28 protein-coding genes are annotated in these 25,317 nt (G+C 40.6%); 10 read left to right on the top strand and 18 right to left on the bottom strand.

The genetic code is table 11. The annotated features are described in order from the left end of the window. Window positions 1-24 precede the first annotated feature (24 nt). From MTO98_RS16670 to MTO98_RS16660, 3 genes are all read left to right on the top strand, one after another. Entirely contained in the window at window positions 25-597 is a 573-nt protein-coding gene (locus MTO98_RS16670) for a DUF6580 family putative transport protein (protein WP_243487751.1), read from the top strand. 85 nt (window positions 598-682) lie between these two features. Beyond that, complete coding sequence (locus tag MTO98_RS16665) at window positions 683-1,369, top strand: NAD-dependent deacylase (protein ID WP_243487750.1); 687 nt, start codon at window positions 683-685, stop codon at window positions 1,367-1,369. 39 nt (window positions 1,370-1,408) lie between these two features. Beyond that, window positions 1,409-2,122, top strand: a complete 714-nt coding sequence (locus tag MTO98_RS16660) for a diphthine--ammonia ligase (protein WP_243487749.1) — start codon at window positions 1,409-1,411, stop codon at window positions 2,120-2,122. A gap of 225 nt (window positions 2,123-2,347) precedes the next feature. Here MTO98_RS16660 and MTO98_RS16655 read toward each other — a convergent pair whose 3' ends face one another. Next, window positions 2,348-2,596 carry a hypothetical protein gene (locus MTO98_RS16655; protein WP_243487748.1) on the bottom strand — a complete coding sequence of 83 codons (249 nt, stop codon included), beginning with the start codon at window positions 2,594-2,596 and terminating at the stop codon, window positions 2,348-2,350. Window positions 2,597-2,603: 7 nt separating this feature from the next. Next, window positions 2,604-3,305 (bottom strand): DUF3291 domain-containing protein, encoded by a 702-nt coding sequence (locus tag MTO98_RS16650; RefSeq protein ID WP_243487747.1) that lies wholly within the window; start codon window positions 3,303-3,305, stop codon window positions 2,604-2,606. A gap of 74 nt (window positions 3,306-3,379) precedes the next feature. Here MTO98_RS16650 and MTO98_RS16645 point away from each other — a divergent pair, with 74 nt between their 5' ends. Genes MTO98_RS16645 through MTO98_RS16620 form a run of 6 tightly spaced genes read left to right on the top strand, consistent with a single transcriptional unit; the run spans window position 3,380 to window position 8,188 of the window. Continuing rightward, complete coding sequence (locus MTO98_RS16645) at window positions 3,380-3,856, top strand: GAF domain-containing protein (RefSeq protein ID WP_243487746.1); 477 nt, start codon at window positions 3,380-3,382, stop codon at window positions 3,854-3,856. Then, window positions 3,856-4,503, top strand: a complete 648-nt coding sequence (locus MTO98_RS16640) for an alpha/beta hydrolase (protein WP_243487745.1) — start codon at window positions 3,856-3,858, stop codon at window positions 4,501-4,503. Before MTO98_RS16645 ends, MTO98_RS16640 begins: the two co-directional genes overlap by 1 nt. Next, entirely contained in the window at window positions 4,500-5,102 is a 603-nt protein-coding gene (locus tag MTO98_RS16635; RefSeq protein ID WP_243487744.1) for a DNA-3-methyladenine glycosylase, read from the top strand. Before MTO98_RS16640 ends, MTO98_RS16635 begins: the two co-directional genes overlap by 4 nt. Before the next feature lie 25 nt (window positions 5,103-5,127). Further along, window positions 5,128-6,411 carry a kynureninase gene (gene kynU, locus MTO98_RS16630; RefSeq protein WP_243487743.1) on the top strand — a complete coding sequence of 428 codons (1,284 nt, stop codon included), beginning with the start codon at window positions 5,128-5,130 and terminating at the stop codon, window positions 6,409-6,411. A gap of 14 nt (window positions 6,412-6,425) precedes the next feature. Beyond that, window positions 6,426-7,280: a bestrophin family protein gene (locus tag MTO98_RS16625; RefSeq protein ID WP_243487742.1), complete on the top strand. Its 855-nt coding sequence runs from the start codon at window positions 6,426-6,428 to the stop codon at window positions 7,278-7,280. A 5-nt stretch (window positions 7,281-7,285) separates the two neighbouring features. Beyond that, complete coding sequence (locus MTO98_RS16620) at window positions 7,286-8,188, top strand: histone deacetylase (RefSeq protein ID WP_243487741.1); 903 nt, start codon at window positions 7,286-7,288, stop codon at window positions 8,186-8,188. Here MTO98_RS16620 and MTO98_RS16615 read toward each other — a convergent pair. The 4 genes from MTO98_RS16615 to MTO98_RS16600 are packed head-to-tail and all read right to left on the bottom strand — an operon-like array spanning window position 8,185 to window position 11,210. Beyond that, entirely contained in the window at window positions 8,185-9,567 is a 1,383-nt protein-coding gene (locus MTO98_RS16615; RefSeq protein ID WP_243487740.1) for an MATE family efflux transporter, read from the bottom strand. The two genes, MTO98_RS16620 and MTO98_RS16615, sit on opposite strands and share 4 nt — an antisense overlap. 52 nt (window positions 9,568-9,619) lie before the next feature. After that, window positions 9,620-10,252, bottom strand: a complete 633-nt coding sequence (locus tag MTO98_RS16610) for a helix-turn-helix domain-containing protein (RefSeq protein ID WP_243487739.1) — start codon at window positions 10,250-10,252, stop codon at window positions 9,620-9,622. Between the two features lie 16 nt (window positions 10,253-10,268). Further along, window positions 10,269-10,724 (bottom strand): GNAT family N-acetyltransferase, encoded by a 456-nt coding sequence (locus tag MTO98_RS16605; RefSeq protein WP_243487738.1) that lies wholly within the window; start codon window positions 10,722-10,724, stop codon window positions 10,269-10,271. Between the two features lie 9 nt (window positions 10,725-10,733). After that, the gene (locus MTO98_RS16600; RefSeq protein WP_243487737.1) at window positions 10,734-11,210 is read right to left on the bottom strand and encodes a DUF4442 domain-containing protein; all 477 of its coding nucleotides are present in this window, start codon (window positions 11,208-11,210) and stop codon (window positions 10,734-10,736) included. 174 nt (window positions 11,211-11,384) lie between these two features. Here MTO98_RS16600 and MTO98_RS16595 point away from each other — a divergent pair, with 174 nt between their 5' ends. Continuing rightward, entirely contained in the window at window positions 11,385-11,567 is a 183-nt protein-coding gene (locus MTO98_RS16595; protein ID WP_243487736.1) for a hypothetical protein, read from the top strand. A 76-nt stretch (window positions 11,568-11,643) separates the two neighbouring features. Here the strand turns inward: MTO98_RS16595 and MTO98_RS16590 are convergent, their stop codons facing one another. From MTO98_RS16590 to MTO98_RS16535, 12 genes are all read right to left on the bottom strand, one after another. Continuing rightward, entirely contained in the window at window positions 11,644-12,438 is a 795-nt protein-coding gene (locus MTO98_RS16590) for an SDR family NAD(P)-dependent oxidoreductase (protein WP_243487735.1), read from the bottom strand. A gap of 114 nt (window positions 12,439-12,552) precedes the next feature. Next, window positions 12,553-13,356 (bottom strand): phytanoyl-CoA dioxygenase family protein, encoded by an 804-nt coding sequence (locus MTO98_RS16585; protein WP_243487734.1) that lies wholly within the window; start codon window positions 13,354-13,356, stop codon window positions 12,553-12,555. A gap of 6 nt (window positions 13,357-13,362) precedes the next feature. Continuing rightward, window positions 13,363-14,451, bottom strand: a complete 1,089-nt coding sequence (locus tag MTO98_RS16580; protein ID WP_243487733.1) for a GNAT family N-acetyltransferase — start codon at window positions 14,449-14,451, stop codon at window positions 13,363-13,365. Between the two features lie 270 nt (window positions 14,452-14,721). After that, on the bottom strand, window positions 14,722-15,582 hold the full coding sequence (locus tag MTO98_RS16575; protein WP_243487732.1) for a glycosyltransferase family 2 protein: 861 nt from the start codon (window positions 15,580-15,582) through the stop codon (window positions 14,722-14,724). A gap of 505 nt (window positions 15,583-16,087) precedes the next feature. Beyond that, window positions 16,088-17,347 carry a lipopolysaccharide assembly protein LapB gene (locus MTO98_RS16570; RefSeq protein ID WP_243487731.1) on the bottom strand — a complete coding sequence of 420 codons (1,260 nt, stop codon included), beginning with the start codon at window positions 17,345-17,347 and terminating at the stop codon, window positions 16,088-16,090. Window positions 17,348-17,352: 5 nt separating this feature from the next. Further along, window positions 17,353-18,471, bottom strand: coding sequence for a lipopolysaccharide assembly protein LapB (locus MTO98_RS16565; RefSeq protein WP_243487730.1), 1,119 nt, complete (start codon window positions 18,469-18,471; stop codon window positions 17,353-17,355). A gap of 5 nt (window positions 18,472-18,476) precedes the next feature. Further along, window positions 18,477-21,068: a DNA gyrase subunit A gene (gyrA, locus tag MTO98_RS16560; protein WP_243487729.1), complete on the bottom strand. Its 2,592-nt coding sequence runs from the start codon at window positions 21,066-21,068 to the stop codon at window positions 18,477-18,479. 161 nt (window positions 21,069-21,229) lie between these two features. Continuing rightward, complete coding sequence (locus MTO98_RS16555; protein WP_243487728.1) at window positions 21,230-21,628, bottom strand: hypothetical protein; 399 nt, start codon at window positions 21,626-21,628, stop codon at window positions 21,230-21,232. Between the two features lie 83 nt (window positions 21,629-21,711). Continuing rightward, entirely contained in the window at window positions 21,712-22,626 is a 915-nt protein-coding gene (gene hemF / locus MTO98_RS16550; RefSeq protein WP_243487727.1) for an oxygen-dependent coproporphyrinogen oxidase, read from the bottom strand. A gap of 292 nt (window positions 22,627-22,918) precedes the next feature. Beyond that, complete coding sequence (locus MTO98_RS16545; RefSeq protein WP_243487726.1) at window positions 22,919-24,151, bottom strand: MFS transporter; 1,233 nt, start codon at window positions 24,149-24,151, stop codon at window positions 22,919-22,921. 126 nt (window positions 24,152-24,277) lie between these two features. Further along, window positions 24,278-24,475: a cold-shock protein gene (locus tag MTO98_RS16540; protein ID WP_091207011.1), complete on the bottom strand. Its 198-nt coding sequence runs from the start codon at window positions 24,473-24,475 to the stop codon at window positions 24,278-24,280. Between the two features lie 141 nt (window positions 24,476-24,616). Continuing rightward, complete coding sequence (locus MTO98_RS16535; protein ID WP_243487725.1) at window positions 24,617-25,252, bottom strand: peroxiredoxin; 636 nt, start codon at window positions 25,250-25,252, stop codon at window positions 24,617-24,619. Window positions 25,253-25,317 lie beyond the last annotated feature (65 nt).

Genomic DNA, 25,317 nt, shown 5'->3' with positions numbered 1-25,317 from the left:
TAATTTTACGCCATATATAAAATCATGACCGCAAAAGATAACACTAACCGCAACCTGTTCCTGATCCTGATGATCCTGGTTGCTGCCGCTTTCAGGCTTTTAGCATTTAAATATAAGGAATTGAGCAATTTTAACCCGGTAGGTGCTATTGCATTGTTTGGCGGTGCTTATTTTACATCAAAATGGAAGGGGTATGCAACAGTATTGCTTACGCTGTTTACAACTGATATTGTGATCAATTACCTGTATACCTCAAAGCTAACTTTATGGTATGGCGGTGCAGCATGGGTGTACTTATGCTTTGCCTTGATGGTGCTGATAGGTAGTTTGCTTGAGAAGGTAAATGTTATCAATGTACTTTTAGGTTCAATTGCAGCTGTTTTAATTCACTGGTTAATTACAGATTTGCCATGGTTATATGGTACGCTTTATCCACATACCCTGGCCGGTTATGGAGAATCATTGGTTAAAGCTATTCCGTTTGAACGCAATATGGCGTTGGGTACATTAGTGTTCAGTGCGATACTTTTTGGCGGCTTTGAGCTGGCGAAGAGCAAGTATACTTTTCTGCAGGATAAAAAGCAATTGGCTTTATAAGATAAATGAACTTAAATTTAAAGCGGATTGTTGAAAAACGATCCGCTTTTTTTATGGCCTAACCAGCCTGTCTACTTAAATAAATATGAAAAATATAGTAATACTAACGGGAGCCGGAATCAGCGCCGAAAGCGGCTTAAAAACCTTCAGGGACAGCGATGGGCTGTGGGAAGGTTATAATATTGAAGACGTTGCCACACCCGAAGCCTGGGAGCACAACCCGGTTATGGTGCAGCAGTTTTACAACGAGCGCCGTAAATCTGTGTTGGAGGCAAAACCCAATGCTGCTCACTATGCGCTTGCCGCGCTCGAAGAAAAATATAAAGTGACCATCGTTACCCAAAATATCGACGATCTGCATGAAAGAGCAGGCTCAACTAACGTGGTACACCTGCACGGAATCATCACCCGGTCGCAATCAAGTATCAAGCCTGAACTTACTTACCCAATCGATGGCTGGCAAATTAAAATGGGAGAGAAATGCGAATTAGGCTCGCAATTGCGCGCGCACGTAGTTTGGTTTGGTGAAGCCGTGCCAATGATAGAAACCGCCGCCATGATCTGCGCCGGTGCCGATTTATTTATCCTGGTTGGATCCTCGCTGGCAGTTTACCCGGCAGCCGGACTGATCGGTTACGTTGATCGGGAAGTGCCGAAATATATTGTCGACCCTAGTATTCTTTCAGTAAATGTGAGGGGAAACGTAATTAAGATCCAGGAAAAAGCTACAGTTGGCGTACCTGCATTAGTAAATGAATTGCTGAAAAATTGAAATCACTAATTCGCTAACGCACTAAATCACTAATTAAATATGAAGTGCATCTTCAATTGGAGCGGCGGTAAAGACAGCGCCCTTGCTTTATATTATTGCCTGCAAAACCCGGAGATTGAGATCGCGTATCTTGTGACCACCATTAATGACGCCGCCGACAGAATTTCGATGCATGGCGTAAGAACTGAGTTACTGATCAAACAGGCTGAGGCCATTGGCATTCCTTTATACCAGATCCGCCTGCCCGAAATGCCCGGGATGAAAGAGTATGACGATGTGATGCGTCATCATTTAACCCGTTTCAAAAACGAGGGCATAACCCATTCCATTTTTGGCGATATCTTTTTGCAGGACCTTAAAGATTACCGCGACGCCCGGTTAAGTGAAATAGGTCTTAAAGGGATTTACCCGTTGTGGAAACGGGATACATCTCAATTGATAAATGAATTTTTAAATCTCGGTTTCGGTACAGTGATAGCCTGTAGCCAGCAGCGTTTGGAAAGGATAGTTGGAAAAGAAATCAGCCGCGAACTGATTGATGCTTTGCCCGACGATGTCGATGTATGCGGCGAGAATGGGGAGTTCCATACCTTCACTTTTAAAGGGCCTATATTTAACAGTGAAATAAAATATAAAACCGGTGTGAAGATTTTTAAGGAATATGCTGCGCCCAAAAACGCCGATGATTCCTGTGTTTCGGCGACTGAATCAACGCCTGCCGGATTTTGGTATTGCGACCTTTTACTGGCTTAACTTATCATTTATTTTGCCAAATTCAACGCAGAATTAAATTTTGTTTGGCGTTATAAGTTTATTAATTATCAGAACTTTAACTTAAAATATCTTAACTTTTTATTTAGATAGAGCCAAAGATAAAATCAATTAGTGCCCCAAAGGCAATTAATTGCCAAATTAAATTCTGTTTCAGATTGGCTTATTTTATAAGTAGTTAATTATTAGTCATTTGTATTGGTTAACTTAATAGTTGTATCTGAAATAAGCATCCTTGTAATCCACACGCATGTCATTAAACCGGGTTGCTATTTTCTTTAAAAATTCTTCGTCAAGCAATTCAAAAACACTGTTAACACCATCGGTTAAATCCATCTCGGGGATCTTGTAACTTTGCTCAAGGGAGCCCTGCTCTATCTTTACAATAAATTTATTGTTCATATTTAGGATAGAGATCTTGAAATCGGGGTGCGGGAGTTCTGCAATAATTCTCATGTCTTTTTTATTTATCCAATAGTCCGTTTAACGGATCTTTTCCGTTGATGGTGCCAAAGCTGGCAACCGGTTTAAATCGGGCGAAGAGTTCTTCACTGTACCAGCCTTCGCTTCTCGTCTTTTTTATTACTTCGGCATGTTCGGGGCTTTTATAGGCAAAAGCCTTTACATAATCCAGGCTTTCCCAAACAGAAAACGTAGCCTGCCTGTACACTGGAGCTTCGCCGACGCCAAATGAATTTATATATCCCGGTGCGGATGCCATGGTATTTGCAACTGTATCTACATTAGTCCAGAAATTCTTTAACCTGCTAAATTTAATGGTTGCGCGTGTAAGTACCGCAACCGGACCGCTAATATCGCTTGCGTCCGGCTTGCCAAAAGGTTCTTTACCATCCCAGCTTCCATGGCTTTGTATGGGAGCGCAAAGCATTGTCCAGCTTTCGGTGCTTAACAGCCTCCACCAGGAAGAAACAAACGAACGGTTATGGAATACATCAAAATCTTCACGGCTATCCCAGCAGGCCAATAAACCCCATTGTTGCCAATCGGGCTCAAGATCAAAGGTTCCGTTTTTGCCCGAGCCCAGAAGCTTGTAAAAGCTGCATCCTTTTTGCATTAGCAAGGGGAGGCGATGAATAGCCATAGCCAATAAGGCAAAAGGAATAAACAGTTTGCGGTAGCGGATTATAGTGAGGCTAACGATCATGCAAATGCTAAATAAAAGATTAAATATGATATTTGCCTTATTTACTTTCAACAGCACATCCTTACTTTTGTGCCATGGCAGAGGATTTAACAATTACCGCATCAACCGATAAAACCGAACAGTATACCACGCTTATCCCTCAAATTGAAGCTTTGCTTTATGGCGAGCCCGACCTGGTGGCCAACATGGCCAATGTTGCAGCGGCTTTAAAAGAGCAGTTTAAATGGTTTTGGATAGGCTTTTACCTGGTTAAAGAAAACGAGTTGGTGTTAGGACCGTTTCAGGGCCCCGTAGCATGTACCCGTATTGGCCTGGGGAAAGGTGTTTGCGGCGCAGCATGGCAACAGGCTAAAACATTGGTTGTGCCCGATGTTGAGGTATTTCCGGGGCATATTGCCTGCAGCTCACTTTCGCGCTCGGAGATCGTAGTGCCGGTATTTAAAGACGATAAAGTAGTGGCGGTACTTGATGTAGATAGTGAATTGCTCGATCAATTCAACGAAACCGACGCACAGTATCTTGAGCAAATAGTAAAGCTTGTTAATTTTTAATGAGCAGGATCTATCTGATAGCCGGTCTCGGCGCCGACACCCGTGTATATAATAATATCAACCTTAATGAACATGAGGTAATTACCGTTGATTGGATTGAACCTGGCTTAAACGACACTTTACCTGATTATGCACAAAGGCTTATTTATCAATATAATATCAAGCCTAATTCTGTACTCATTGGTAATTCTTTAGGTGGGATCATTGCTGTTGAAATAGCAAAGTTCATACCGGTAGAAAAGGTTATTCTGATCTCCAGTATTAAAACCAGCGATGAGGCGCCAGGGTATTTCAGGCTTTTCCGCAAGCTGCCTGTTTACAAACTTATTCCGGGTAAAGTATTTAATTCGATGGGTTTCATGGTTAAACCTTTGTCTGGTCACATGAGCCAGGAGGATGCATGGTTATTTAGCGATATGCTCAAAAAATCATCGCCGGTATTTATGAAATGGGCTATGTATGCCATTTTGCATTGGAAAAACGAAATTGTCCCGCCAAATCTCTATCATATTACCGGTGATAAAGACTTGGTGTTTAATTATAAAAGAATAAAAGGTGCTACCCTTATTAGGGGCGGCACACATATTATGATCTTCGATAAGGCAAAAGAGATCAATAAATTATTGAAGGGAATCCTGAAAAAATGAAATTACCTAAAAGTTATTACCTGGGCAATGATGTGGTAAGTATCAGTAAAGATCTGTTAGGCAAGTATTTATTTACCTGTATTGATGGTGTAATTACTGGTGGTTATATTGTTGAAACAGAGGCTTATAATGGCGTTACAGATAAGGCCTCACATGCTTTCGGCAATCGCAACACACCGCGGACTAAAACCATGTTCATGCAGGGTGGCATCGCTTATGTTTACCTCTGTTATGGCATTCACGAAATGTTCAATATCGTTACCTCAAGCGAAGGGCATCCGCAGGCAATCCTAATCCGGGCCATTCAACCCACAGATGGTATCGAGGCTATGCAGGTACGCCGTAATATGCCGGTGCTTAAGCCCAATATTACAGCAGGGCCGGGTTCGGTAGCTAAGGCTTTAGGGATTTCGCGCAATATTAATGCTTTTAGCCTGCAAAGTGATACAATCTGGCTTGAAGATCGCGGTTTGACTTTTCCTGATGAGCAGATAAAAGCCGGTCCGCGGATAGGGGTAGCGTACGCTGCCGAAGATGCCTTACTGCCTTATCGTTTCTATGTAAAGGGCAATATTTACGTAAGCAAGCCCAACAAATAAGCTTCCTATTTTGTAATATTGGCGAATGAACTATCAAAATGATCTGGCATTTGCCCGACAACAGGATGAGCAGGATCCGCTTAAAGATTTCAGAAGCCGCTTCTTAATTCCGAAGCACAATGGCGGGGATGCGGTTTACCTTTGTGGTAACTCGCTCGGGTTGCAGCCCGTGTCGGCGAAGCAATATCTTGCCGACCAATTAGACGCCTGGAAAAACCTTGCTGTTGAAGGTTGGTTCCAGGGAGATGATCCCTGGCTTGACTATCACAAATCGATTACCGGTTCCATTGCCCGCATTGTTGGCGCGCAGGAAAATGAAGTTACCGTAATGAACTCACTTACAGTAAATCTTCATTTACTAATGGTAAGTTTTTATAAACCAGATAATAAACGTTTTAAAATCATCATGGAAGGAGGGGCTTTCCCTTCGGATCAATACGCTATGGAAAGCCAGGTGAAGTTCCATGGCCTCGATCCTAAAGATGCAATAATTGAGATTTTTCCGCGGGAAGGTGAGGCTACATTACGAACTGAAGATATCATCCAAACTATCGATCAACATAAAAATGAGCTGGCTTTAGTACTGTTTGGCGGGATCAATTATTATACCGGGCAGTTCTTTGATCTGAAAGCGGTAGCCGACGCGGCCCATGCAGCAGGGGCCTATGCCGGTTTTGATCTGGCTCATGCGGCGGGCAATGTACCTGTTCAGCTACATAACTGGGGCGCAGACTTCGCCTGCTGGTGCTCGTACAAGTATATGAACGCCGGGCCTGGTGGGATAAGCGGCATTTTTGTACACGAAAAACATTTTACCGGTAAAGAACTAAGCAGGTTTGCCGGCTGGTGGGGCTACCGCCGGGACAAGCAATTCCTGATGGCTCCGGGCTTCGATCCTGAGATCGGCGCTGCAGGCTGGCAGGTAAGCACAAGCCCAATATTGCTTCTCGCGTTATTTAAAGCCTCCATGGCTATTTTTGATGATGCGGGTGGGTTAGATGCTCTCCGGGAGAAAAGCGTTCGTTTGACGGGCTATTTGGAGTTTTTAATTCGGGAGATCAATCAGGAGCAGGGCGAAGAAGTTTACAGGATCATTACTCCAGCAGATCCGGCTACCCGCGGCTGCCAGCTTTCGGTAGTTTGCAAGCGAAATGCGCGGACAATTTTTAACTACCTGGCACAAAACGGCGTCATAGGCGATTGGCGCGAACCCGACGTGATCCGCCTGAGTCCTGTACCGCTTTACAATACCTTTGAAGATGTTTATAAAACAGCCATACTGATGGCTGATGCACTAAAAGCTGTTTAATTTTCTTAAGAGATATGGTTTATTACAATCCCAAAGAATGGTTTTCATTCATTTTTAAAATAAACAAGGCCGAAACACTGCGTGAGCTATTTCCGCTTATGCTTGCGGTTGGTGCGTATGCCGGCGTTGTTACTTATTTCCTGATCGATTTTTGGCAGTTGCCCGATACCAGCATACTCAGGAAAGTGATCTTCATTCATCAAACAATAGGTTTCGTATTTTCCTTATTGCTTGCATTTCGTATCAACTCGGCTTATGACCGCTGGTGGGAAGGGCGTAAGATATGGGGGAGTTTAGTTAACAATAGCCGCAACCTCGCTATTAAACTAAAGCATCTAATAGGTGAAGATGACCTAGCTTTTTTCAATTATGCGATCCCCCGCTATGCACGGACACTGCGTGATCATTTGCGCGACGAATACGTTCCCGAAGAACAGCCGTTTATTAGTATTGATGCCCTGAAACATGTACCTAACCAGGTAGCTTCTGAAATGATCAAAAATATTTACCGGTTAAATAAAGAAGGTGTAATTAACCCGGAGCAATTATTTAGCATAACTACCGAAATTACTTCTTTTACAGATATTTGTGGAGCTTGTGAACGTATCAAGAAAACACCTATTCCGTTTTCGTACAATGTATTCATCAAGAAGTTTATCTTCACCTATATCATGACGCTACCGTTTACCTGGGCTTTTGATCTGAAGTATTTTATCATCCCTATAATTTGCTTTGTGCTTTTTGTTTTTGCAAGTATTGAGTTATTGGCCGAAGAAATTGAGGATCCATTTGGTCGCGATGCTAATGATTTACCGCTGGATAGTATCTGCGATAATATCCAAAAGCATGTAGGGGAGTTGATAGGATAGAAGGGATGCTCAAAATAGCCTACGATCCGATATACGCCCATCCGCTGCCCGAAGGCCATCGCTTTCCGATGCTGAAGTATGAGCTGATCCCCGCGCAGCTATTGCATGAAGGCGTGATTAGCAAAGAGAACCTGTTTTCTCCCGGTCTCCTGGCGGAACATATTATCACCCGTACCCATGATGAATATTACTGGCACCAACTTCGTGATTTGACGTTGCCTCCAAAAGAACAACGCCGTACAGGATTTCCTTTATCAGCGCGTTTGGTGGAGCGGGAAATAAGAATTGCTAAAGGTACAATTGATGGTTGCAGGTATGCTCTCGAAAGCGGAGTCGCATTCAATGTAGCCGGAGGCACTCATCATGCGGGCAGTAATTGGGGTGAAGGCTTTTGTTTATTAAATGATCAGGCAATTGCAGCTAATTATTTATTGGATAGTTATTTAGCTAAATCTATCTTAATAATTGATTTAGATGTGCACCAGGGCAATGGCACTGCCCAGCTCTTTGAAAACGAACCAAGGGTGTTCACTTTCTCTATGCATGGGGCCAATAATTTCCCTTACAGAAAGGAGCGATCTGATCTGGACATTCCTTTACTGGACGGCGTAAGCGATGACGAGTTTCTTGAAATTCTTAGAACAACGCTGCCTCGACTGATAGAACAACAGAAGCCTGATTTTATCTTCTATCTTTCGGGGGTGGATATTCTGGCTACTGATAAGCTGGGTAAACTTTCGTTAAGCAAAGAAGCCTGCAAAGCCCGTGATCAGTTTGTTTTTGAACAATGCATTAAACACAATACGCCGGTACAGGTGAGTATGGGAGGTGGTTATTCACCGCAGATTAAAGATATTGTAGAAGCGCATTGCAATACGTTTAAAACGGCCATTGATCTTTATTTTTAATCTTTGGCTATTATCGGTATTGCCGGTTTGATCTTGTGACTTTTACTAAGCACATTGAAACGTGCAAACAACAGTACCGACGCCGTACCCAAGCCCAATACAAGGCCATACCAAACCCCATAAACACCCAGGTTAAATTTAATACCGAGCAAGTAACCAACAGGCAAACCAATTACCCAGTAAGCAAGAAAGGTAATAACGGTAGGAACGTTTACATCTCCCATTCCTCTCAATACCCCAAGCCCAACAACTTGCGCGCCATCAAACAGCTGGAAAAATGCCGCAATGATAAGTAGCTGTGATGCAATTGCTATTACTTCTTCATCAGAAGTAATTATCCATGGTAAAAGATGCCTGCCTAATGCAAATATCACAGCGGTAAAGCTCATGAACAGCAATACGATGTGATAATTTGAAATAGCTGCAAGCCTTAAATTGCGGTGATCGCTTACGCCAAAATAGTTACCTGATTTAATGGCTGCAGCTGCACCAATACCGCTTGCCATCATATACGTCATGGAGGCCATGGTTATGGTTACCTGGTGTGCAGCCTGTGCAACTACGCCAATAGTACCCACAAGCAAGGCAGCACCGCCAAAGGCACTGATCTCAAAAGTATATTGCATGGCAACCGGCGCGCCAATTTTCATGATCTGGATACCGCGTAGCCTGTCGATGTTTTTAAGGGCAAAGTCTGTTAAATAGGTTTTAAAATTCTTCGACCGGAAAACATAAATACCCATCACGGTAGCCATCAAACATCGATCGATAAGGGTACTGTAACCAACACCTCTGATACCCATTGGTTGTATGCCGAACAAACCTTTAACGAAAATTATCCCCAATAAAATATTGATCAAATTACCCCAGATAGATATCATCATGGCTTGCTTGGTAAAGCCCAGGCCTTCCGCAAACTGCTTAAACGTATTGAAGATAAGCAAAGGGATCAACGACAGGCTAAGCAGGAATAAATAAGGCTTGGCTTCTGTCACAACCTCGGGCGATTGGTCAAGATGCCCAATAAGTAACATGGTGCCGAAATAGATTCCGCAGAACAGGATCATGCCGCTCAGGATATTCAGGAATAAACTATTGGAAAGTAGCAGCCCACATTCTTTATGATTTTTACGGCCATTATTTTGAGCAATGAGCGGTGTTAAACCATAGGAGATGCCCATCCCAATAACCAGCGGAACCATAAAAAGACTGTTTACTGTTGATACCGCAGCCAAAGAAACAGTGCCCGCAAAATGCCCTACGATGATGGTATCAGACATTTGTACAGCCGTATGCCCAACGTTTGAGATAATTACCGGGATTGCCAGTTTAAGGCTTTCAAGGTAATAAGGCTTATATTTTTGGTAAACGGATCTCATAATTACTCAGGCAACAGGAGCGCAAAAGTAACCATTTGGGCACACACAAAAGTCAGGAGGCTGTATAATATTCTTCCTTTTCGGTAGTGTTGATCTTAATCAGACCAGATAAAATCAAGTCTACAAGTACATTCTGAGCACGGCGGCGACCAACTTTAAGCAGCTCGCTGCACTCTTTTATAGTAATACGCCCAACCTTCTCCAAATGACCAAGCAACGTACTTTCGTTTTCAGAATATTCAATTAAAACACCCTGATCATTTGATGAGCGTTTTAAAACCTCCAGTACAATTTTACTGGCCAGTACACTTTTGTCTTTTACACGTACATATGCCCACCATTTACCATCTTCGGCAAGCGCATAATGCGGTTTCAGCTCGCTTGCAGGGGTATCAACAACAAGTACTAACTTATCATCAAAATAAACCTCCTCAAAAGTTGGTTCCAGGGCTGGGCGGGAAAAAAGATGAGCTGCTCTTGTTATCATATATTTTTCTTCGTCTTCAGACTTTACACCTTTTATTGTGCCGTCGTCAGTTACGCCAATAAGTAATTTGCCTCCTTTATTGTTGGCAAATGATACCATTGTCCTGGCTATTTTTTCACAACTGGTTATCGTCTTCTTAAAGTCTACTGTAACGCCTTCTCCTTCAAAAATCAGCTTCTTAACGTTTGTTTTATTCATAGCCTTTTATTAATTATCAGGGCTTAATATACGGTGTAAAAATCTCCATCCATGTTTCCGGGCGTGCGATGGGCGAAAAGCCGAACTGGCTGTATAAATTATGCGCGTCTTTAGTAGCTAACGACCATCTCCTCAAACCTTTCAGATCGGGGTGCTTAACAATTGTTTGTACCAGCCATTTAGAAAGTCCCTTGCCACGATGAGAAGACAGCACAAACACATCGCAGATATAAGCAAACGTAGCATTATCGCTTATTACACGTGCAAAACCTGCCTGTTCGTTGTTTAAATAAATACCGAAACACATGGAATTTTCAATGGCCCGGGCCAATTTTTGTCGTGGAATACCCTTTGCCCAGTACGATTCATTATTCAGGTAATCATAAATAACATCAACATTAAGCAGATTTTTATCGGTTGAGATCATGAAGCCTTTTTTTTCAAAAGCTTCGTCATTCATAATTACGGTCATCAGTATAAGTTATATAGTAGTATCAATAAAGTTTAAGTTTCGTACATAAACCTCAATCATGACGGATACGCATATTTCGCCATCTTTATTGTAAATGTCAATAGGGAAGGGGCGAATAAATTTGCCGGTAGTATTTAAAATATGTTCCGCGTCGGCTATATCGCTATCAGTCAGCTTAATATTGAAAAATAAATTTGTTGCTGCGGGCTTTGCATATTTTATGGTGGCCGATTTTGACCAAACCATTAGCTTGTAGCCTTTATGATTAAATATTTGATGAAACAGGATGGGGTAAAATGGATCTGCAGCCGAGAAAAGCGTACCGCCAAAAATTGAATTGTTGTAGTTTTTATTAAGAAAACTCTTCCTGATCCTAACTTCAACACCACGGTACCCCTTGCTGAATTTCACTACCCAGATACGCTGGAAAAGGAGAGGGGGATAAAAACGCATTACCCACTTTAATAATCCTTCGGATATTATCATCGCGCTTAAAGATCAGAAAAAAATTAAACAAAGGGCCGTAAATGTGGATCAAACGGCCTTATGTTAAAAAATAAAAGATAATAAAATCAAGAATAACCGGTAAACAATAATCCCAAAGCTTGGTTTATAGTATGGTTCAACATACATTGATAATTTAATCAAAAGCAAATAACTATGAAAAAGCAATTCTTAAGTTTCGCACTTGTCGCGGCCATGATCGGTGCGATTGCGACCGGTTGTAGTTCGGAAAAAAAAGCAGGAGATGGATCTGACACTACAAAAATGGATTCAACAAGTCAGAGCGCACCAGCACCGGCCGCTACAGACACCACCAAAACAGATACTACGAAACATTAGTAATTTTGAAAGCATAAAAAAATCCCGGCCGGGTATTTCACCTGACCGGGATTTTTTTATTGCTCGTTTTTAAATTTTAGAATGCTGTTTTTATAACACCACCATCGGCCCGTAAAGTAGCACCATTTGTTGCTGCCGATAGCGGGCTTGCAACATAAGTAACTAAACTGGCAATCTCATCTGTAGTGATAAAGCGTTTTAGTAATGAGGTACCACGCACATTAGTGAAAAAATCTTTTTCAATCTCCGCGTTGCTTAAATTCTGATCTTTTGCTAAAGCTTCTATAAAATCGCCAACACCTTCAGATAAAGTAGGCCCGGGTAAAACTGTATTAACAGTAACACCGGTACTTTTGGTGAGCTCGGCTAAGCCACGGGCTACTGCAATCTGAGCAGTTTTGGTTGTTCCATAGTGAATCATTTCGTCAGGGATCTGATATGCAGATTCGCTGGAAATAAAAATTATTCGTCCCCAGTTTTTGCTGACCATTTTGTCAAAGTAAGCACGTGATAAGCGTACCCCGCTTAAAACATTAACTTCAAAAAACCTGAGCCAGTCGGCATCGGTAATTTCTACAAACGGCTTTGGCTCAAAAATGCCAACGTTGTTCACCAGGATATCAACTTCGGATAATTGCGTTATTAAAGCTTGAACCTGTTCGGCATTTGAAAAATCAGCAGCAATACCTTTAATTTTATGATTTCCTGTTTCTTCAATCAGTTTTTTTACCACTTCATCAACTTTGCTTTGGCTGCGCCCATTTACATATACATTAGCACCTTCGGTGGCCAATGATTTAGCAATAGCGTAGCCGATGCCGGCTGTCGATCCTGTTACAAGGGCTGTTTTATCATTAAGTTTAAGATCCATGATTTTATTTTTAGGTTACAACACAAGGTAACACCTTGTTAGCTCTTAGCTAATTTTAAAATCAAAGATTAAACAATACTGACAATTGATGCAGTTTTTTAAATAAAATTAAATTTAACCCTGCCCCGGTTGATACATTCTTTTTTCCAGAGGTTGATAATATTCATTTAAATTTTCCGGCACGCGGGATTTATAACCCAATATTTGTCTTAAGTCATCGCTTAGTCCTTCGCCAAATTCATAACCTAAAAACCTTGGATAATCAAGCTGTTGCTTAAAGAATGGTTTAGTAAATGCCATAGTTAGAGTTCGCCTTGTTGCGTCGGTATAATTTTTACCAGCGGCATGCCATAAATTGGAGTCAAACAAAATAATGCTGCCTTTTTTTGTATTAGCGCGATCTGCATTTTTGTAAAAGAAGTCAGCTTCTGGTTTTTCGTCGCTTTTATGAGATCCTGTTAAAAAATAGGTCGATCCATTTTCAGAAGTAAAATCGTCTAAAGTGATCATCATTTGGATCATTACTTTAAAATCTCCGGTAAAGCTTCTTATATCCCGGTGTATATTTTGAACATAAGGTTTTTCGTCTCTTAAGTTGATGACCGCTCCCAAAGAGTTTATGATATAATTCCCTTTTAAAAAATGGTTGATTTGATCGGCGCAATATTTCCGTTCAAGAAATTTCAATGAAAACCTTTCCCGTTCAACCAGGTGGTGTAGCGTGCCGTTCATGTTGTCGCCGATGCCATTAGCGATCTGAATTTTGCGCCTTACATCATAAGCAGGGATCAATGAATCATTTATTTCGTCGACAAAAGCGTCATCAAGGGCATCTTCATATATAATCCAACCATATTCATCCATTACCTGGTCAAATACAGCAAGGTTAGCATCGGAATAATTAAACTTATTTTTCATTTTTTTTCAGTTAAGGTTTTCAATTGTGGTGGTTTCGGATTCTGGGTTAGTTGTTTGTATCTTTATTTGTGGATGTCGGTATAAAGGGAAGAATTTAGTTTCAGGATTGATCTCTACGCCGGATCTTAAAACAAGATGCGTGTAAGCAGATTCATCGTTAATGTAACACCAGATCCGGTCTTTTACCTGGAGGTTTGAAAAAAGCTTTTTGAAATTGAAAAGAGAATCTTCTTTTCCACCAACGCCGCCTCCGAGGTGAAAAATCTTTTTTCCTAACCTTCTTCCGATCATGCTTATTTCATCCGTTAATAATTTGCTTGGAGAGATGCTCAAATAATCGGGCGAAGTAGCCGAAAGGTGATTTCTTACAATATCATCTGATAATAAGATAAGTGCTCCGCACATGAGGTTAGCGCCGTCGTAAATTAAAACGAGCTTGTTTTTCATGTACTCTTTGTTGAGCAGATTGATGAAATACTGAGCATTGAAGTAATAATTTGGCGAGGCATTTAGACGATCCATGTTTTTGTGATACATTTCAACAAAATCTTCAATCTCCTGAACGCTTTCGGCCTCTTTAATTACGTACCCCATTTTTCGCAGACTTCTTATTTGGCGATTAAGTCTTTTGTCGTATCTGTTACGTTGATCTTCTTCAGATATGGACAAGTCAACGTATAATGTTGTTCCATTATCCTTGATACCGCCAATATTCTCCAATAAATGATATTGATTAAGAAATGGATGCAGTCTTGAAAAGATACAGATAGAGGATTCTGCCTTCATAAAAGCTGCAAATGCAATTTTAAATTGCATAATTGTGGGGGTAGTTAATTTTTCAAAAGCAATGTTAGATAAAGGTCCTGCATAGCCATAAACGCAAGTCATGTCAAAATATTCAGAACCTTCGATCTTTCTTTTGATCACTGGCAGTGACACAAAAACTTTGCTTTCTTCATAAACAAATAAAAGCGGTTCTCCTTCGGTATTTAAAGAGTGATAATACCAGGTGTGAAACCCTTCATGTGCATAAGATTGGGCTATGTATTTGTCCCAGTCATCCCTGTTACGTATGGTAAAACTTCGATAGCTCATAAGTAGGTTTTTAAGGGTGGATAATGATTGATAAGTTGCATGCCCTGGGGGAGGGCATAGGGGTACAGAACAGTCAATATTATTTGACGATATTATGCTTTTTACAATGAAATAGTTACTCAGATGCCAGAATATGGCGTAAACTTATAGCCTGCAGGAAGATAGACTATGTTTATAGTTTAAAGTAAATATTTACAGTACTAAAAGCTTTGTATAATTATAAACAACCTAAAGTCACAGTTTGCAGGAAGATAAACTGTGACTTTAGGTTTAGAGTAAATATTTTACAGTATCAAAAGCCTTGCGTAATCGAAAACGGCCCAATTCAAACAGAATGTACCTTTTTATATATAACATTAAGAGCATTTTCTTTTGCATTCCACGATAATGAAAGCGTCTGATGATCACGTTAAAATCGCTGATGACCATTTCCATACGAGCTTCATTTCTTATCATGCTCCAAATGCCTCCGGCATGGTTGCGATAGCAGCTCATAACCTCGGGCATTACATATATTTTACGCCCGGTATTAAACGTGGCAAAGAGTTTGAAAAATTTATCCGCTGCGTAACAGCTTAGATACCAGCTGGTCTGAAATAGTTCATGTACTTCAGGGATGTTGTGATAAACAAGAGTAGCTGTTTTGGTTTCCGCTTGCCTGCCAACTAACAAATCGTGATAAGTGTATTCAAGAGGAATAGGGTTTGCTTCAATATTCAGCGTGTTGTTATTGATATCAATTACTCGCGTATAATGGCAGCAAATAATATATTCCGGATTGTTTTCTAAAAAGTCTACTTGTTTTTGGAGTTTCTGCGGGCTTGTCCAAAAGTCATCCCCGTCACATAGTGCAATGTATTTTCCTTCACATGCTTTGACGGTGTTAATGGTATTTAAATGGGCGCCGCGGTTTTTTTCAGGATATATTATTTTGATCTTATCCGGATATTTATCCTTGTATGACCTCAGTATCTCAGTTGTACCGTCAGTTGAGCAATCGTCGCCAATAACAATTTCATATCTAAAATTAGTTTCCTGCATAAGGAAGCTTTCAATAGTCTGACTAATAAAATCTTTGTGGTTATACGTAGTGCAACAGACACTAACCATCAAATCCTGGTTTGTTATCATAAAAAGGGGTAAAATTAATTATGGGCCTATAAATGGTTTTGGATATTGGTGATATCGTTGATGAAAACGATAATTAACTATGTTGCTTTGGGAATCGCACGGTGCTTCGCCATAAGACTCACATTATTTCTTTGATCAGGAAAAGCTTAGGGCATCAAAACGACTTTTAAACTTCACTTAAGCTTCGGATCAAAATCAATAATTACGAGTCGGCTACTACAACAATTTTGCTATGTCAAATATATTTATTTCATAGCTATTAGTAGCTGACGGCGCTTTATTGACTCTGAAATTGTAAACTTATTTGCAATTACTTTCACACCTGTGAATACCTTTAAATTTTGATTGTATACCCGTGAGATCCATCTCAAAATAAAACAGCAGGATCAGAGACCTAAAAATACACTTAATAAAAATTCACATAATTAACATTATGTTAAATAGTAAATAAAAAGAAGAAGCCTTTCTCAAGGCCTCTTCTTTTTAAAAACGTTTTTTAAAATTATTAATTAGCTGGTAATGCATCTATTTGCGCTTTCAATTTAGTAGCATTTGCATCATCTTTAACACCTAAGTAATAAGTTCTTAAGTTTTGCAAAGCATCAATTGATTTTGGTTGAAGTTCAACGGCTTTTAATAAATATGGCTTAGCTTGTTCAAACTGAGCTTTAGCTTTGGCAATAGCAGCATCGTATTCTTTTTGTTTATTAGCTGGCAATTTATTGGCTGCATTATAAGCATCAATTGCAGGGTTAAGTATTACATAACCATAGTTTAAGTTAGCTTCAAAATAATTAGGATCAATTTCTAAAGCTTTTTTATACATTTCTCCGGCTTTAACGTAAGCATCAGCTTTTGATGCCATTAATTTACCTTTTGCAGCGGCATCTTTAGTTGCAGCAGCCTCTTTGGCATAGTTGTCTGCTGTTTGTGAATACGTTAAGCCAGCATAGTAATATAAAGTTTTATTTTTAGGATCATTGGCTAAGGCTGCCTGGATCTTGTCGGTAACCTCTTTCTCTTTTCCTGTTTGCAGGCTGATTTCAATTTCACGTTTACGCAGTTCGCTGTTTGCAGGATATTTGCTTACTCCTTCTGATACTGTTTTAAGTGCGCCTGCTGTGTCTCTGCTGGCAAGGTACAATGAAGAAAGATCAAGGTAAACCCCTGCGTTTTTTGAATATTTAGTGGTCACCAATTTACTGTAATTTGAAATTGCTGCGGGGTAGTTTTTTCCGTTCGCAGCTGCAAGGCCTGTGTAATAAATGGCGTTGGTATCTTCAGGTAATACAGTGCGGTAAAAATCAAATGATTTGTAAGCAAGGTCATACTTGCCTGCCGAATATTCTTTTACGCCTTTAGTTAGCTGATATTGGGCCAGGTTTAAATAGGCCTCATCAACCATTTTTTTGTTTTCGCCTTTTGTATCTACTTCTTTAGCTTTTTTCAAAGCCTCTTCGGCAGTTGTAAATAATGGCAGTGAGGTAGCAGGTACAGTATCCTGAATAGCTAATGCTGAATAAATTGAACCTTTTACAGCGTAAGTAAGCGGTAATGTAGCGGTTTTTTCATTGGCTGAAGCTTTATCAATTGATTCTTTTGCAGTTGTAAGGCTTTTACCAGCCATTGACGCCATTGCTGGCTGACCTCTTAAGCCTGAATATTTTTCATATTCTTCTTTTGCGGTATTTAACTCACCTTTTTGTGCAAAAGCTGTTGCTGAAACCAAGCCTAACAGGCCCGCCATCAAAAATTTGATTTTCATGATTATTATTGATTGGTTAACTGTTTTAGTTTATTGTTTATTCTGTCTAACTGATCCTGATTATTAGTTTTTGCATATGCTAATTGCAATGCCTGCAGGCTATTTGCATTGTTTGGAGATATTTCATTAGCCTTTTCCAGCCATTGAATTGCCCTTCCCAAATCCTGGATGCTCTTCTCCCCTTTTGTAGTTGCACTCTGTTTTAAATATAGCAACCCTAAGTTGAATACCGGGTCAAAATATGTTCCGCTTAATTCAATTGCATGCAGATAAAGAGACTCTGCCTGATCAAATTTATCTAAATGATCGTAACAGTTAGCGGCAACAAACGCAATATCGGCGTTATTTGCATTAATATCAAGCAAGGGGCCAATTAAGGGCTCAAGGGCCTTATAATTTTTCCTGTTATTATAGATATTGGCTTCATCGAGCAATAAAAACCTGTCATTAGGTAAAATTTTCCTGCCTTTTTGAAGAATCTGTAAAGCCTTAGTTGTGTCTCCTAACGATTTGTAGATATTTGACGCCGTTTCAATATATTCCGTACGGCCACTATCAACCTGAAGCATTGTTGTATAATATTTGGCGGCATCCTGTAAATTACCGGCTTTGTTATTTGCAAAAGCTATATAGGTATTAATTTGGTTCATTCCCGGCGCATACCGTTTTGCATTTTCAAATGCTATTCTGGCGTTGGGGAAATCTGAATTATTTACCGCTTCAAACCCCTTGCGTATATAAACATTTGCCAGGCATCGTTTGGTATAGTCAAGTTCTGACTGGTACTTGAAAATCTTGCCCATGCCCGATAATCTGTCAACCAGTTTGGTTGTTTTATCGAGCATATCGGCAGGCATTCCAAGTTTATTTAAAGAATCTATATACAGGATGCTCGAGTTAACAATAGCCCTGTAAAGGTTCTTTTCAATATCAGCCGTATCCGACTTGGTAATGATCAAACTATCTGCAGATTTTTTAGCGGCGGCCAAATACTTCAGGTCGTTTTTCTGTTTATAAAAAGCAAGGTTATTTACCACAACCTTAAGCGCTTCCTTTTGAGCGAAGGCAAACGTTGTGGTAAAGCTTGTAATTAAAACCGATAAAATAATTTTGCGGTAGTGCATATTTGTTATTCTGTTGTATCGTCAGTTGATGCTTCTGCATTGTTTTCAGCAGAGTCGCTATCACCGGTATTTTCGGTGTTAGTTTCAGTGCCCTCTGCATTTTCATCGCCTTCTTTTACCTCTTCATCTTCATCATGCTCAATTTTGGCTACTGAAGCTATCTCGTCATTGTTTTTAAGTGTTATTAATCTAACACCCTGTGTGGCACGGCCCATTACCCTTAATTCACTTACAGCTATACGGATAATAATACCCGATTTGTTAATGATCATCAGGTCTTCCTTATCTGCAACACCTTTTATGGCTACAAGGTTTCCGGTTTTTTCAGTAATATTTAGTGTTTTTACACCTTTACCCCCACGGTTTGTAACGCGATAGTCTTCAATGTCGGTACGTTTGCCGTATCCTTTTTCTGATACTACTAATACAGTTGTTTCTGCATCATCAATTGCAATCATGCCAACTACTTCATCATTTTCGTCATCAAGGCTGATACCACGAACACCGGTAGCTGTACGTCCCATCGGCCTAACTGTTGATTCATTGAAACGGATAGCGCGGCCCGATTTAAGTGCCATTACAATTTCGCTGCTTCCGCTGGTTAAGCTCGCTTCAAGTAATGAATCACCTTCATTAATGTTGATGGCATTAATACCATTTGAACGCGGACGTGAGTAAGCCTCAAGTGAGGTTTTCTTAATGGTACCTTTCTTGGTACACATGATAATGAAGTTATTTTCAAGGTAATTTTGATCTTTAAGCGAGATCAGTTTAATATATGCCTTTATATTCTCTTCTTTCGGAATATTGATGATGTTCTGAATAGCACGTCCTTTTGAAGTACGTGTACCTTCTGGTATTTCAAATACCCTGAGCCAGAAACATTGGCCCGATTCGGTAAAGAACAACATGTAGTTGTGATTTGAGGCGATAAGCAGGTGCTCAATAAAATCTGCATCGCGGCTGTTACTGCCTATAGCACCTTTACCTCCCCTGCTCTGCCTGCGGTATTCTGTAAGCGGAGTACGTTTGATATAGCCTTCGCGCGAGATCGTGATAACAACATCCTCGTCCTCAATAAAGTCTTCAGTTTGCATTTCGGCAGATGAGTGAACCATTTCGGTACGGCGCTCATCGCCATATTTCTCCTTAATTTCAAGCAGCTCATCCTTAATGATCTGCATCCTTAAGCCCTCATCACTAAGGATGTTTTTTAAATGCTCAATAAGTTTCATTAAAGCCGCGTATTCGTCTTTGATCTTATCCCGTTCAAGTCCTGTTAACCTCCTCAAAGTCATATCGAGGATGGCACGTGCCTGAATGTCTGTTAAACCAAAGCTGGTCATCAAGCCCTCTCTTGCTTCATCAGGCGTTTGCGACGCGCGGATCAGGCGGATAACTTCATCAAGGTGATCTAACGCGATCAATAAGCCTTCAAGAATGTGCGCACGTTTTTCAGCTTCGTTAAGCTCAAATTTGGTACGGCGTACAACAACCTCGTGGCGGTGTTCAACAAAGTGATGGATCAGATCTTTCAGGTTAAGCAGCATCGGACGGCCGTTAACCAGGGCGATGTTGTTTACACTAAATGAAGTTTGAAGCGCTGTGTATTTAAACAGGTTGTTCAATACAATGGCTGCATTGGCATCGCGCTTGATCTCGTATACAATACGGATCCCTTCACGGCTCGATTCGTCACGAATGGCCGAGATTCCTTCCAGTTTCTTTTCGTTAACCAGTTCGGCAGTACGCTCAATCATTAAAGCTTTGTTTACCTGGTAAGGTATTTCGCTAACAATGATGCGTTCGCGCTCGCCATTGTGAGTTTCGATTTCGGCACGGGCACGGATAACCACACGGCCACGGCCTGTTTCCAACGCCTCGCGCGGGCCATCATAACCATAGATAATGCCGCCCGTAGGAAAATCAGGGCCTTTTACATATTTCATTAACTCGGCAACCTCAATCTGGCGGTTATCAATTAACGCCATAGTAGCATCAATAACTTCCGAAAGGTTATGCGGTGCCATGTTGGTAGCCATACCTACTGCAATACCCGAAGCTCCGTTAACCAGCAGGTTAGGGAATTTGGATGGCAGTACGGTTGGCTCTTGAAGCGAGTCGTCAAAATTTAATTGGAAATCAATGGTATCTTTATTGATATCGGCAAGCATCTCTTCGGCAAGTTTTTGCAAACGAGCTTCTGTGTAACGCATTGCCGCCGGCTCATCACCATCAACCGAACCGTAGTTACCCTGGCCTTCAACCAGTAAGTAGCGCAAACTCCACTCCTGGGCCATACGTACCATGGTATCATATACCGATTTATCACCGTGAGGGTGATATTTACCCATCACCTCACCCACAATACGGGCAGATTTTTTATAGGGCTTGTTGTTTGTTAAACCAAGGTCAAGCATGCCATAAAGCACGCGCCTGTGTACCGGTTTCAGTCCATCGCGGACATCGGGCAAAGCCCTGGAAACAATCACCGACATTGAATAGTCAATGTACGCCGATCGCATTTCCTCATCAATATTTATCGAAATTATCCTGTCTTCTGCGTGTGAATTATCGTTTTCTGTTCCTTCAGCCATTTTTAATTATTTGTAGAACCTTCTCTTATAATTGCGTGTTAAAATTGATTTTTCAACGACCTGCGAAGTTAAAAAAATACTTGGGATTGCGCCAATTTAGTAACAATAAACCGGGGCAGATATTACCACAGGTACAACAATTCTGTTACTTTAACCGGGATTTATTTAACCTTTACCCAATAATCCTCAACCTTGTTGCCGTTGGGTAAAACCGAAAGCAGTTTGAGCGTATCGTTACTGATTGTGTAGTTGTACTTTATGGTTTTGTTGAGTAATTTTGATTCCTGCATACAATAGGTTTGAGTTTCAAAGCAGGTATCCTCTTTTAACTGGTAATCGCCTTTTTCATATACTACTGTTTTTTCGCCATCCTCTATTACCTTAGCCTTATAATGCTCATTGTCATAATCCCTTTGCAGTTTATAGGCCGTAGGAGCTGCATCAAGTTTGCCGTTAATTATACCGCCCCGATATTCCCAAATCCCCTTCAGCGGGCTACCATCAAAACGGAAAGCACATAACAGTAAGATACCGATAACCGGCATAATAGATCTTTTCATTGGTGATATTATTAGTCAAAAGCTCAAAGCATGATGCTGAAAGCTTTTTTCTTTGGGCTTTGCTTTTAGCTTTAAGCTTTGTCCTATACCCAGTTTATACCTTTTTTTAGTAAAGATAATGTTTTTTCTTCTTCAGTGCCCGCTGCCGGGTGATAGTCATAAACCCATTTAGCTGTGGGCGGCAGGCTCATCAATATAGATTCGATTCGGCCATTGGTTTCCAGCCCGAATTTGGTGCCTGCGTCATAAACCAGGTTAAATTCGGCATAACGGCTACGGCGCTGGTATTGAAATAATTGCTGTGCCTCCGTGAATGACTTATTACGGTTACGGTTTACAAGTTCTGTATATAATGGCGCAAAAGAACGGCCAACCGATTTTGAAAACTCAAAGATATCTTCCCAGCTCAGGTCGTCGTTGGCGGTAAGCCTGTCATAAAATATGCCCCCTATGCCCCGGGTTTCATTACGGTGTTTGATGAAGAAGTAATCATCGGCCCATTTTTTAAAACGAGGATAAAAATCCTCGTAATATTGATCACAAACAGCTTTTAAGCCGCCGTGAAAAAAACGTGCATCATCTTCTATTACATAATGCGGTGTCAGATCTATGCCGCCTCCAAACCATCGAACAGGTTTCTGGGTATCTCCCATGGTAGATGGCATTTCAAAGTAACGGATGTTCATGTGGATGATGGGTACCAACGGATGATTGGGATGGATCACTATAGATACTCCGGTAGCGAAAAAATCATCCTGCTCAACCTGTAGCGCCCGTTTCATGGTATCGGGCAAATGACCGTGAACTGCCGAAAAATTAACACCGCCTTTTTCAAGGATGTTTCCGTTTTGGATAACCCTGGTACGGCCTCCTCCGCCACCCTCACGCTCCCAAACTTCCTCTTCAAATTTTGCTGCGCCATCCAATTGCTCAAGCGCCGTGCAGATCTCGTCCTGTATTTGCTTATAATCTTCGGCTATTTGTTCTTTGCTGATCATATGCTGTAAAAGTAATGAATTTTGAAGATTGCCGGGGATGCCTTTTGTAAAGCAGAAAAGAGAGATTATTGTGTCTGTTATATTATCGCTAATAACAGAAAATTCAGGGTGTTCAGTTTTTAAAGTGTAAACACATGAAAAAAAATCAAATGATTGATAGTCAATTAATTAAGTGTTCGTGTTTTTAAATGTTAAAATTCAAATCGCTGATTATTAACAACTTGTAATTTTACATCCCTTCAACATTGAACATTTTGAACACCCCTTTTTCAAAAGTTGAACACCTGGCTTTTTAGCTAATCTCCACATAGTTCAAATCCTTGCCAAAAGTTTCTTTTAGCTGGCTTAAGGATAATAATGCGACTGCCGTAAGGATGCCCATCATGATATATCCCGATTTGATATATCCGTATTTTGCATTGAACGCGTTAAACGCTAATGTTATCGGGATTAGTGAGCCGCGTACAAAATTAGGCACCGTGGTAGTAACCGTTGAGCGGATATTGGTACCAAATTGCTCAGATGCAATCGTAACAAAAGTTGCCCAGTAACCCACAGTGCATCCCATGAAAAAGCTTAGTACGGCAAAGCGTTCGGGTGTAATACCGTTATCGCTCAGGTAAAAATGCACACTCACCAATGAAAGTATTAAAAATACAGCCATAGTTAATTTTCGCGATTTGGTAACCTGCGCCAGTAATCCTGCCACAATATCGCCTATGGCAATGCCGATGTAGCTATAAAAAATGCCGTCGCCGGGTTTGATCAGGGTTTTAGCCCCTAATGCAGCTCCAAACTTATCCGAAAAGCTGATCAATACACCCACTACATACCAAAGCGGTGCGCCTATCAGGATACAAAAGAGGTATTTTTTTAACCGTTCCCAGTTGGTAAACAGCATAAACATGTTGCCTTTGGATACATCGCTTTTCTCTACATTTTTAAACATGCCCGATTCAAAAGTGCCAATGCGCAGCAAAAGCAATAATATACCCAGGCCACCACCAACAAAATAAGCATTACGCCAGCCAAACTTAGCCACTGCATAAGCGGCAGTAGCGCCGAATAAGCCAATAACAGCAACAATCATGGTTCCGTAGCCGCGGTTTTCCTTGCTCAATGTTTCACTAACCAGGGTAATACCTGCGCCAAGCTCGCCTGCCAGGCCGAGACCTGCAATAAACCGTACAAGAGCATAAGTATTTACATCATGAACAAGGCCATTGGCAAAATTGGCAATGGAGTAAAGCAATATTGACCCAAAAAGTACTTTAATGCGGCCAAGTTTATCGCCCATAATACCCCAAATAATCCCGCCAAGCAATAGCCCAAACATTTGGATGCTGATAATGAACTGCCCTTTATCAGTTATCTCCTGTGCACTTAAGCCAATGTCCTTAAGACTGGAAAGCCGTACTATCGAAAAAACTAAAAGGTCATATATATCAACAAAATACCCCAGGGAAGCAACAATTACTAAGAAAATAGCATTCCTTGTTGTTTTGGTATTAATAGCATCAGTCATAAATTATAAAAATTGGTTGGCTAATGTATGAGATTTGCGTAAATAAAAACAAAAAAATGAGCACAAAAAAACCCCTGTACGCACAGAGGTTTTGTAAGTAAATTTTGTTCAATAACTTTATATATTTTATACCTTTTTCACGTTAACTGCCTGTAACCCTTTTCTGCCTTCTTCTACGTCGTACGTAACGCTGTCATTATCTTTAATAGCATTTACACCGCCTTGAACGTCTTTAAAGTGTACAAAAAGATCTTTACCTTCTTCGGTAATAATAAAGCCATAACCTTTCTGTGTGTTAAACCATTTTACTTTTCCAGTTTTCATAATTATAATAATCGTAATAAAAAATTCGTGTTAAGATCAACTAAAACCAAACTGAAAACAAAATAGGTTTATATTGGTTCAGAAGGAATAGATATCCAGCTTCCCTCAAATATATAAAATTATTAAATAAACCAAATAAAATTATTTATTTGGTTGTGGTGTCAGGCGCAAATAGGGCTTAACTGCTGTAAAACCCTTTGGAAATTTGGCGGGGATGTCTTCAGTTTTAATAGCAGGCACCACAACAACATCCTCTCCTTCCTTCCAGTCGGCAGGTGTAGCAACACTGTAATTAGCGGTTAACTGTAATGAGTCAATAACCCTTAAAATCTCCTGGAAATTACGGCCGGTTGAAGCAGGATAAGTAATGATCAGCTTAACTGCCTTATCGGGGCCTATGATGAATAATGAGCGCACTGTAGCATTTACCGAGGCATTTGGATGGATCATGTCATAAGCTTCAGAAATTTTGCGGTCTTCATCGGCAATAATCGGGAAGTTAACTTCAACACCCTGAGTTTCGTTGATGTCCTGGATCCAACCGTGATGTGATTCTACCGAATCAACGCTTAGTGCCAATACTTTGACATTACGTTTGGTAAACTCATCTTTTAATGCCGCGGTTTTACCAAGTTCGGTAGTACACACTGGCGTGTAGTCGCCCGGGTGCGAAAATAACACACCCCAGCTATCGCCTAAATATTCGTAAAAGTCAATTTCGCCTGCTGATGTTTTTGCTTGGAAGTTTGGCGCTTTGTCGCCCAGTCTTAAACTCATGATGATAGATTTTTTGTTGTAATTAATACGACTAAGTTACTATACATTGTTAGACAAATGCAAAC

It is taken from the genome of Mucilaginibacter sp. SMC90 (assembly GCF_022811725.1).
In the GTDB taxonomy this organism is placed as follows: domain Bacteria; phylum Bacteroidota; class Bacteroidia; order Sphingobacteriales; family Sphingobacteriaceae; genus Mucilaginibacter.
The sequence above is the reverse complement of the archived record's forward strand: the minus strand, read 5'-3'. Positions and strand labels throughout refer to the sequence as shown.

Coding starts and splice junctions, on each gene's coding strand:
- MTO98_RS16670 (WP_243487751.1), top strand. CDS start 25: ATGACCGCAAAAGATAACACTAACCGCAACCTGTTCCTGATCCTGATG.
- MTO98_RS16665 (WP_243487750.1), top strand. CDS start 683: ATGAAAAATATAGTAATACTAACGGGAGCCGGAATCAGCGCCGAAAGC.
- MTO98_RS16660 (WP_243487749.1), top strand. CDS start 1,409: ATGAAGTGCATCTTCAATTGGAGCGGCGGTAAAGACAGCGCCCTTGCT.
- MTO98_RS16655 (WP_243487748.1), bottom strand. CDS start 2,596: ATGAGAATTATTGCAGAACTCCCGCACCCCGATTTCAAGATCTCTATC.
- MTO98_RS16650 (WP_243487747.1), bottom strand. CDS start 3,305: ATGATCGTTAGCCTCACTATAATCCGCTACCGCAAACTGTTTATTCCT.
- MTO98_RS16645 (WP_243487746.1), top strand. CDS start 3,380: ATGGCAGAGGATTTAACAATTACCGCATCAACCGATAAAACCGAACAG.
- MTO98_RS16640 (WP_243487745.1), top strand. CDS start 3,856: ATGAGCAGGATCTATCTGATAGCCGGTCTCGGCGCCGACACCCGTGTA.
- MTO98_RS16635 (WP_243487744.1), top strand. CDS start 4,500: ATGAAATTACCTAAAAGTTATTACCTGGGCAATGATGTGGTAAGTATC.
- kynU (WP_243487743.1), top strand. CDS start 5,128: ATGAACTATCAAAATGATCTGGCATTTGCCCGACAACAGGATGAGCAG.
- MTO98_RS16625 (WP_243487742.1), top strand. CDS start 6,426: ATGGTTTATTACAATCCCAAAGAATGGTTTTCATTCATTTTTAAAATA.
- MTO98_RS16620 (WP_243487741.1), top strand. CDS start 7,286: ATGCTCAAAATAGCCTACGATCCGATATACGCCCATCCGCTGCCCGAA.
- MTO98_RS16615 (WP_243487740.1), bottom strand. CDS start 9,567: ATGAGATCCGTTTACCAAAAATATAAGCCTTATTACCTTGAAAGCCTT.
- MTO98_RS16610 (WP_243487739.1), bottom strand. CDS start 10,252: ATGAATAAAACAAACGTTAAGAAGCTGATTTTTGAAGGAGAAGGCGTT.
- MTO98_RS16605 (WP_243487738.1), bottom strand. CDS start 10,724: ATGACCGTAATTATGAATGACGAAGCTTTTGAAAAAAAAGGCTTCATG.
- MTO98_RS16600 (WP_243487737.1), bottom strand. CDS start 11,210: ATGATAATATCCGAAGGATTATTAAAGTGGGTAATGCGTTTTTATCCC.
- MTO98_RS16595 (WP_243487736.1), top strand. CDS start 11,385: ATGAAAAAGCAATTCTTAAGTTTCGCACTTGTCGCGGCCATGATCGGT.
- MTO98_RS16590 (WP_243487735.1), bottom strand. CDS start 12,438: ATGGATCTTAAACTTAATGATAAAACAGCCCTTGTAACAGGATCGACA.
- MTO98_RS16585 (WP_243487734.1), bottom strand. CDS start 13,356: ATGAAAAATAAGTTTAATTATTCCGATGCTAACCTTGCTGTATTTGAC.
- MTO98_RS16580 (WP_243487733.1), bottom strand. CDS start 14,451: ATGAGCTATCGAAGTTTTACCATACGTAACAGGGATGACTGGGACAAA.
- MTO98_RS16575 (WP_243487732.1), bottom strand. CDS start 15,582: ATGATAACAAACCAGGATTTGATGGTTAGTGTCTGTTGCACTACGTAT.
- MTO98_RS16570 (WP_243487731.1), bottom strand. CDS start 17,347: ATGAAAATCAAATTTTTGATGGCGGGCCTGTTAGGCTTGGTTTCAGCA.
- MTO98_RS16565 (WP_243487730.1), bottom strand. CDS start 18,471: ATGCACTACCGCAAAATTATTTTATCGGTTTTAATTACAAGCTTTACC.
- gyrA (WP_243487729.1), bottom strand. CDS start 21,068: ATGGCTGAAGGAACAGAAAACGATAATTCACACGCAGAAGACAGGATA.
- MTO98_RS16555 (WP_243487728.1), bottom strand. CDS start 21,628: ATGAAAAGATCTATTATGCCGGTTATCGGTATCTTACTGTTATGTGCT.
- hemF (WP_243487727.1), bottom strand. CDS start 22,626: ATGATCAGCAAAGAACAAATAGCCGAAGATTATAAGCAAATACAGGAC.
- MTO98_RS16545 (WP_243487726.1), bottom strand. CDS start 24,151: ATGACTGATGCTATTAATACCAAAACAACAAGGAATGCTATTTTCTTA.
- MTO98_RS16540 (WP_091207011.1), bottom strand. CDS start 24,475: ATGAAAACTGGAAAAGTAAAATGGTTTAACACACAGAAAGGTTATGGC.
- MTO98_RS16535 (WP_243487725.1), bottom strand. CDS start 25,252: ATGAGTTTAAGACTGGGCGACAAAGCGCCAAACTTCCAAGCAAAAACA.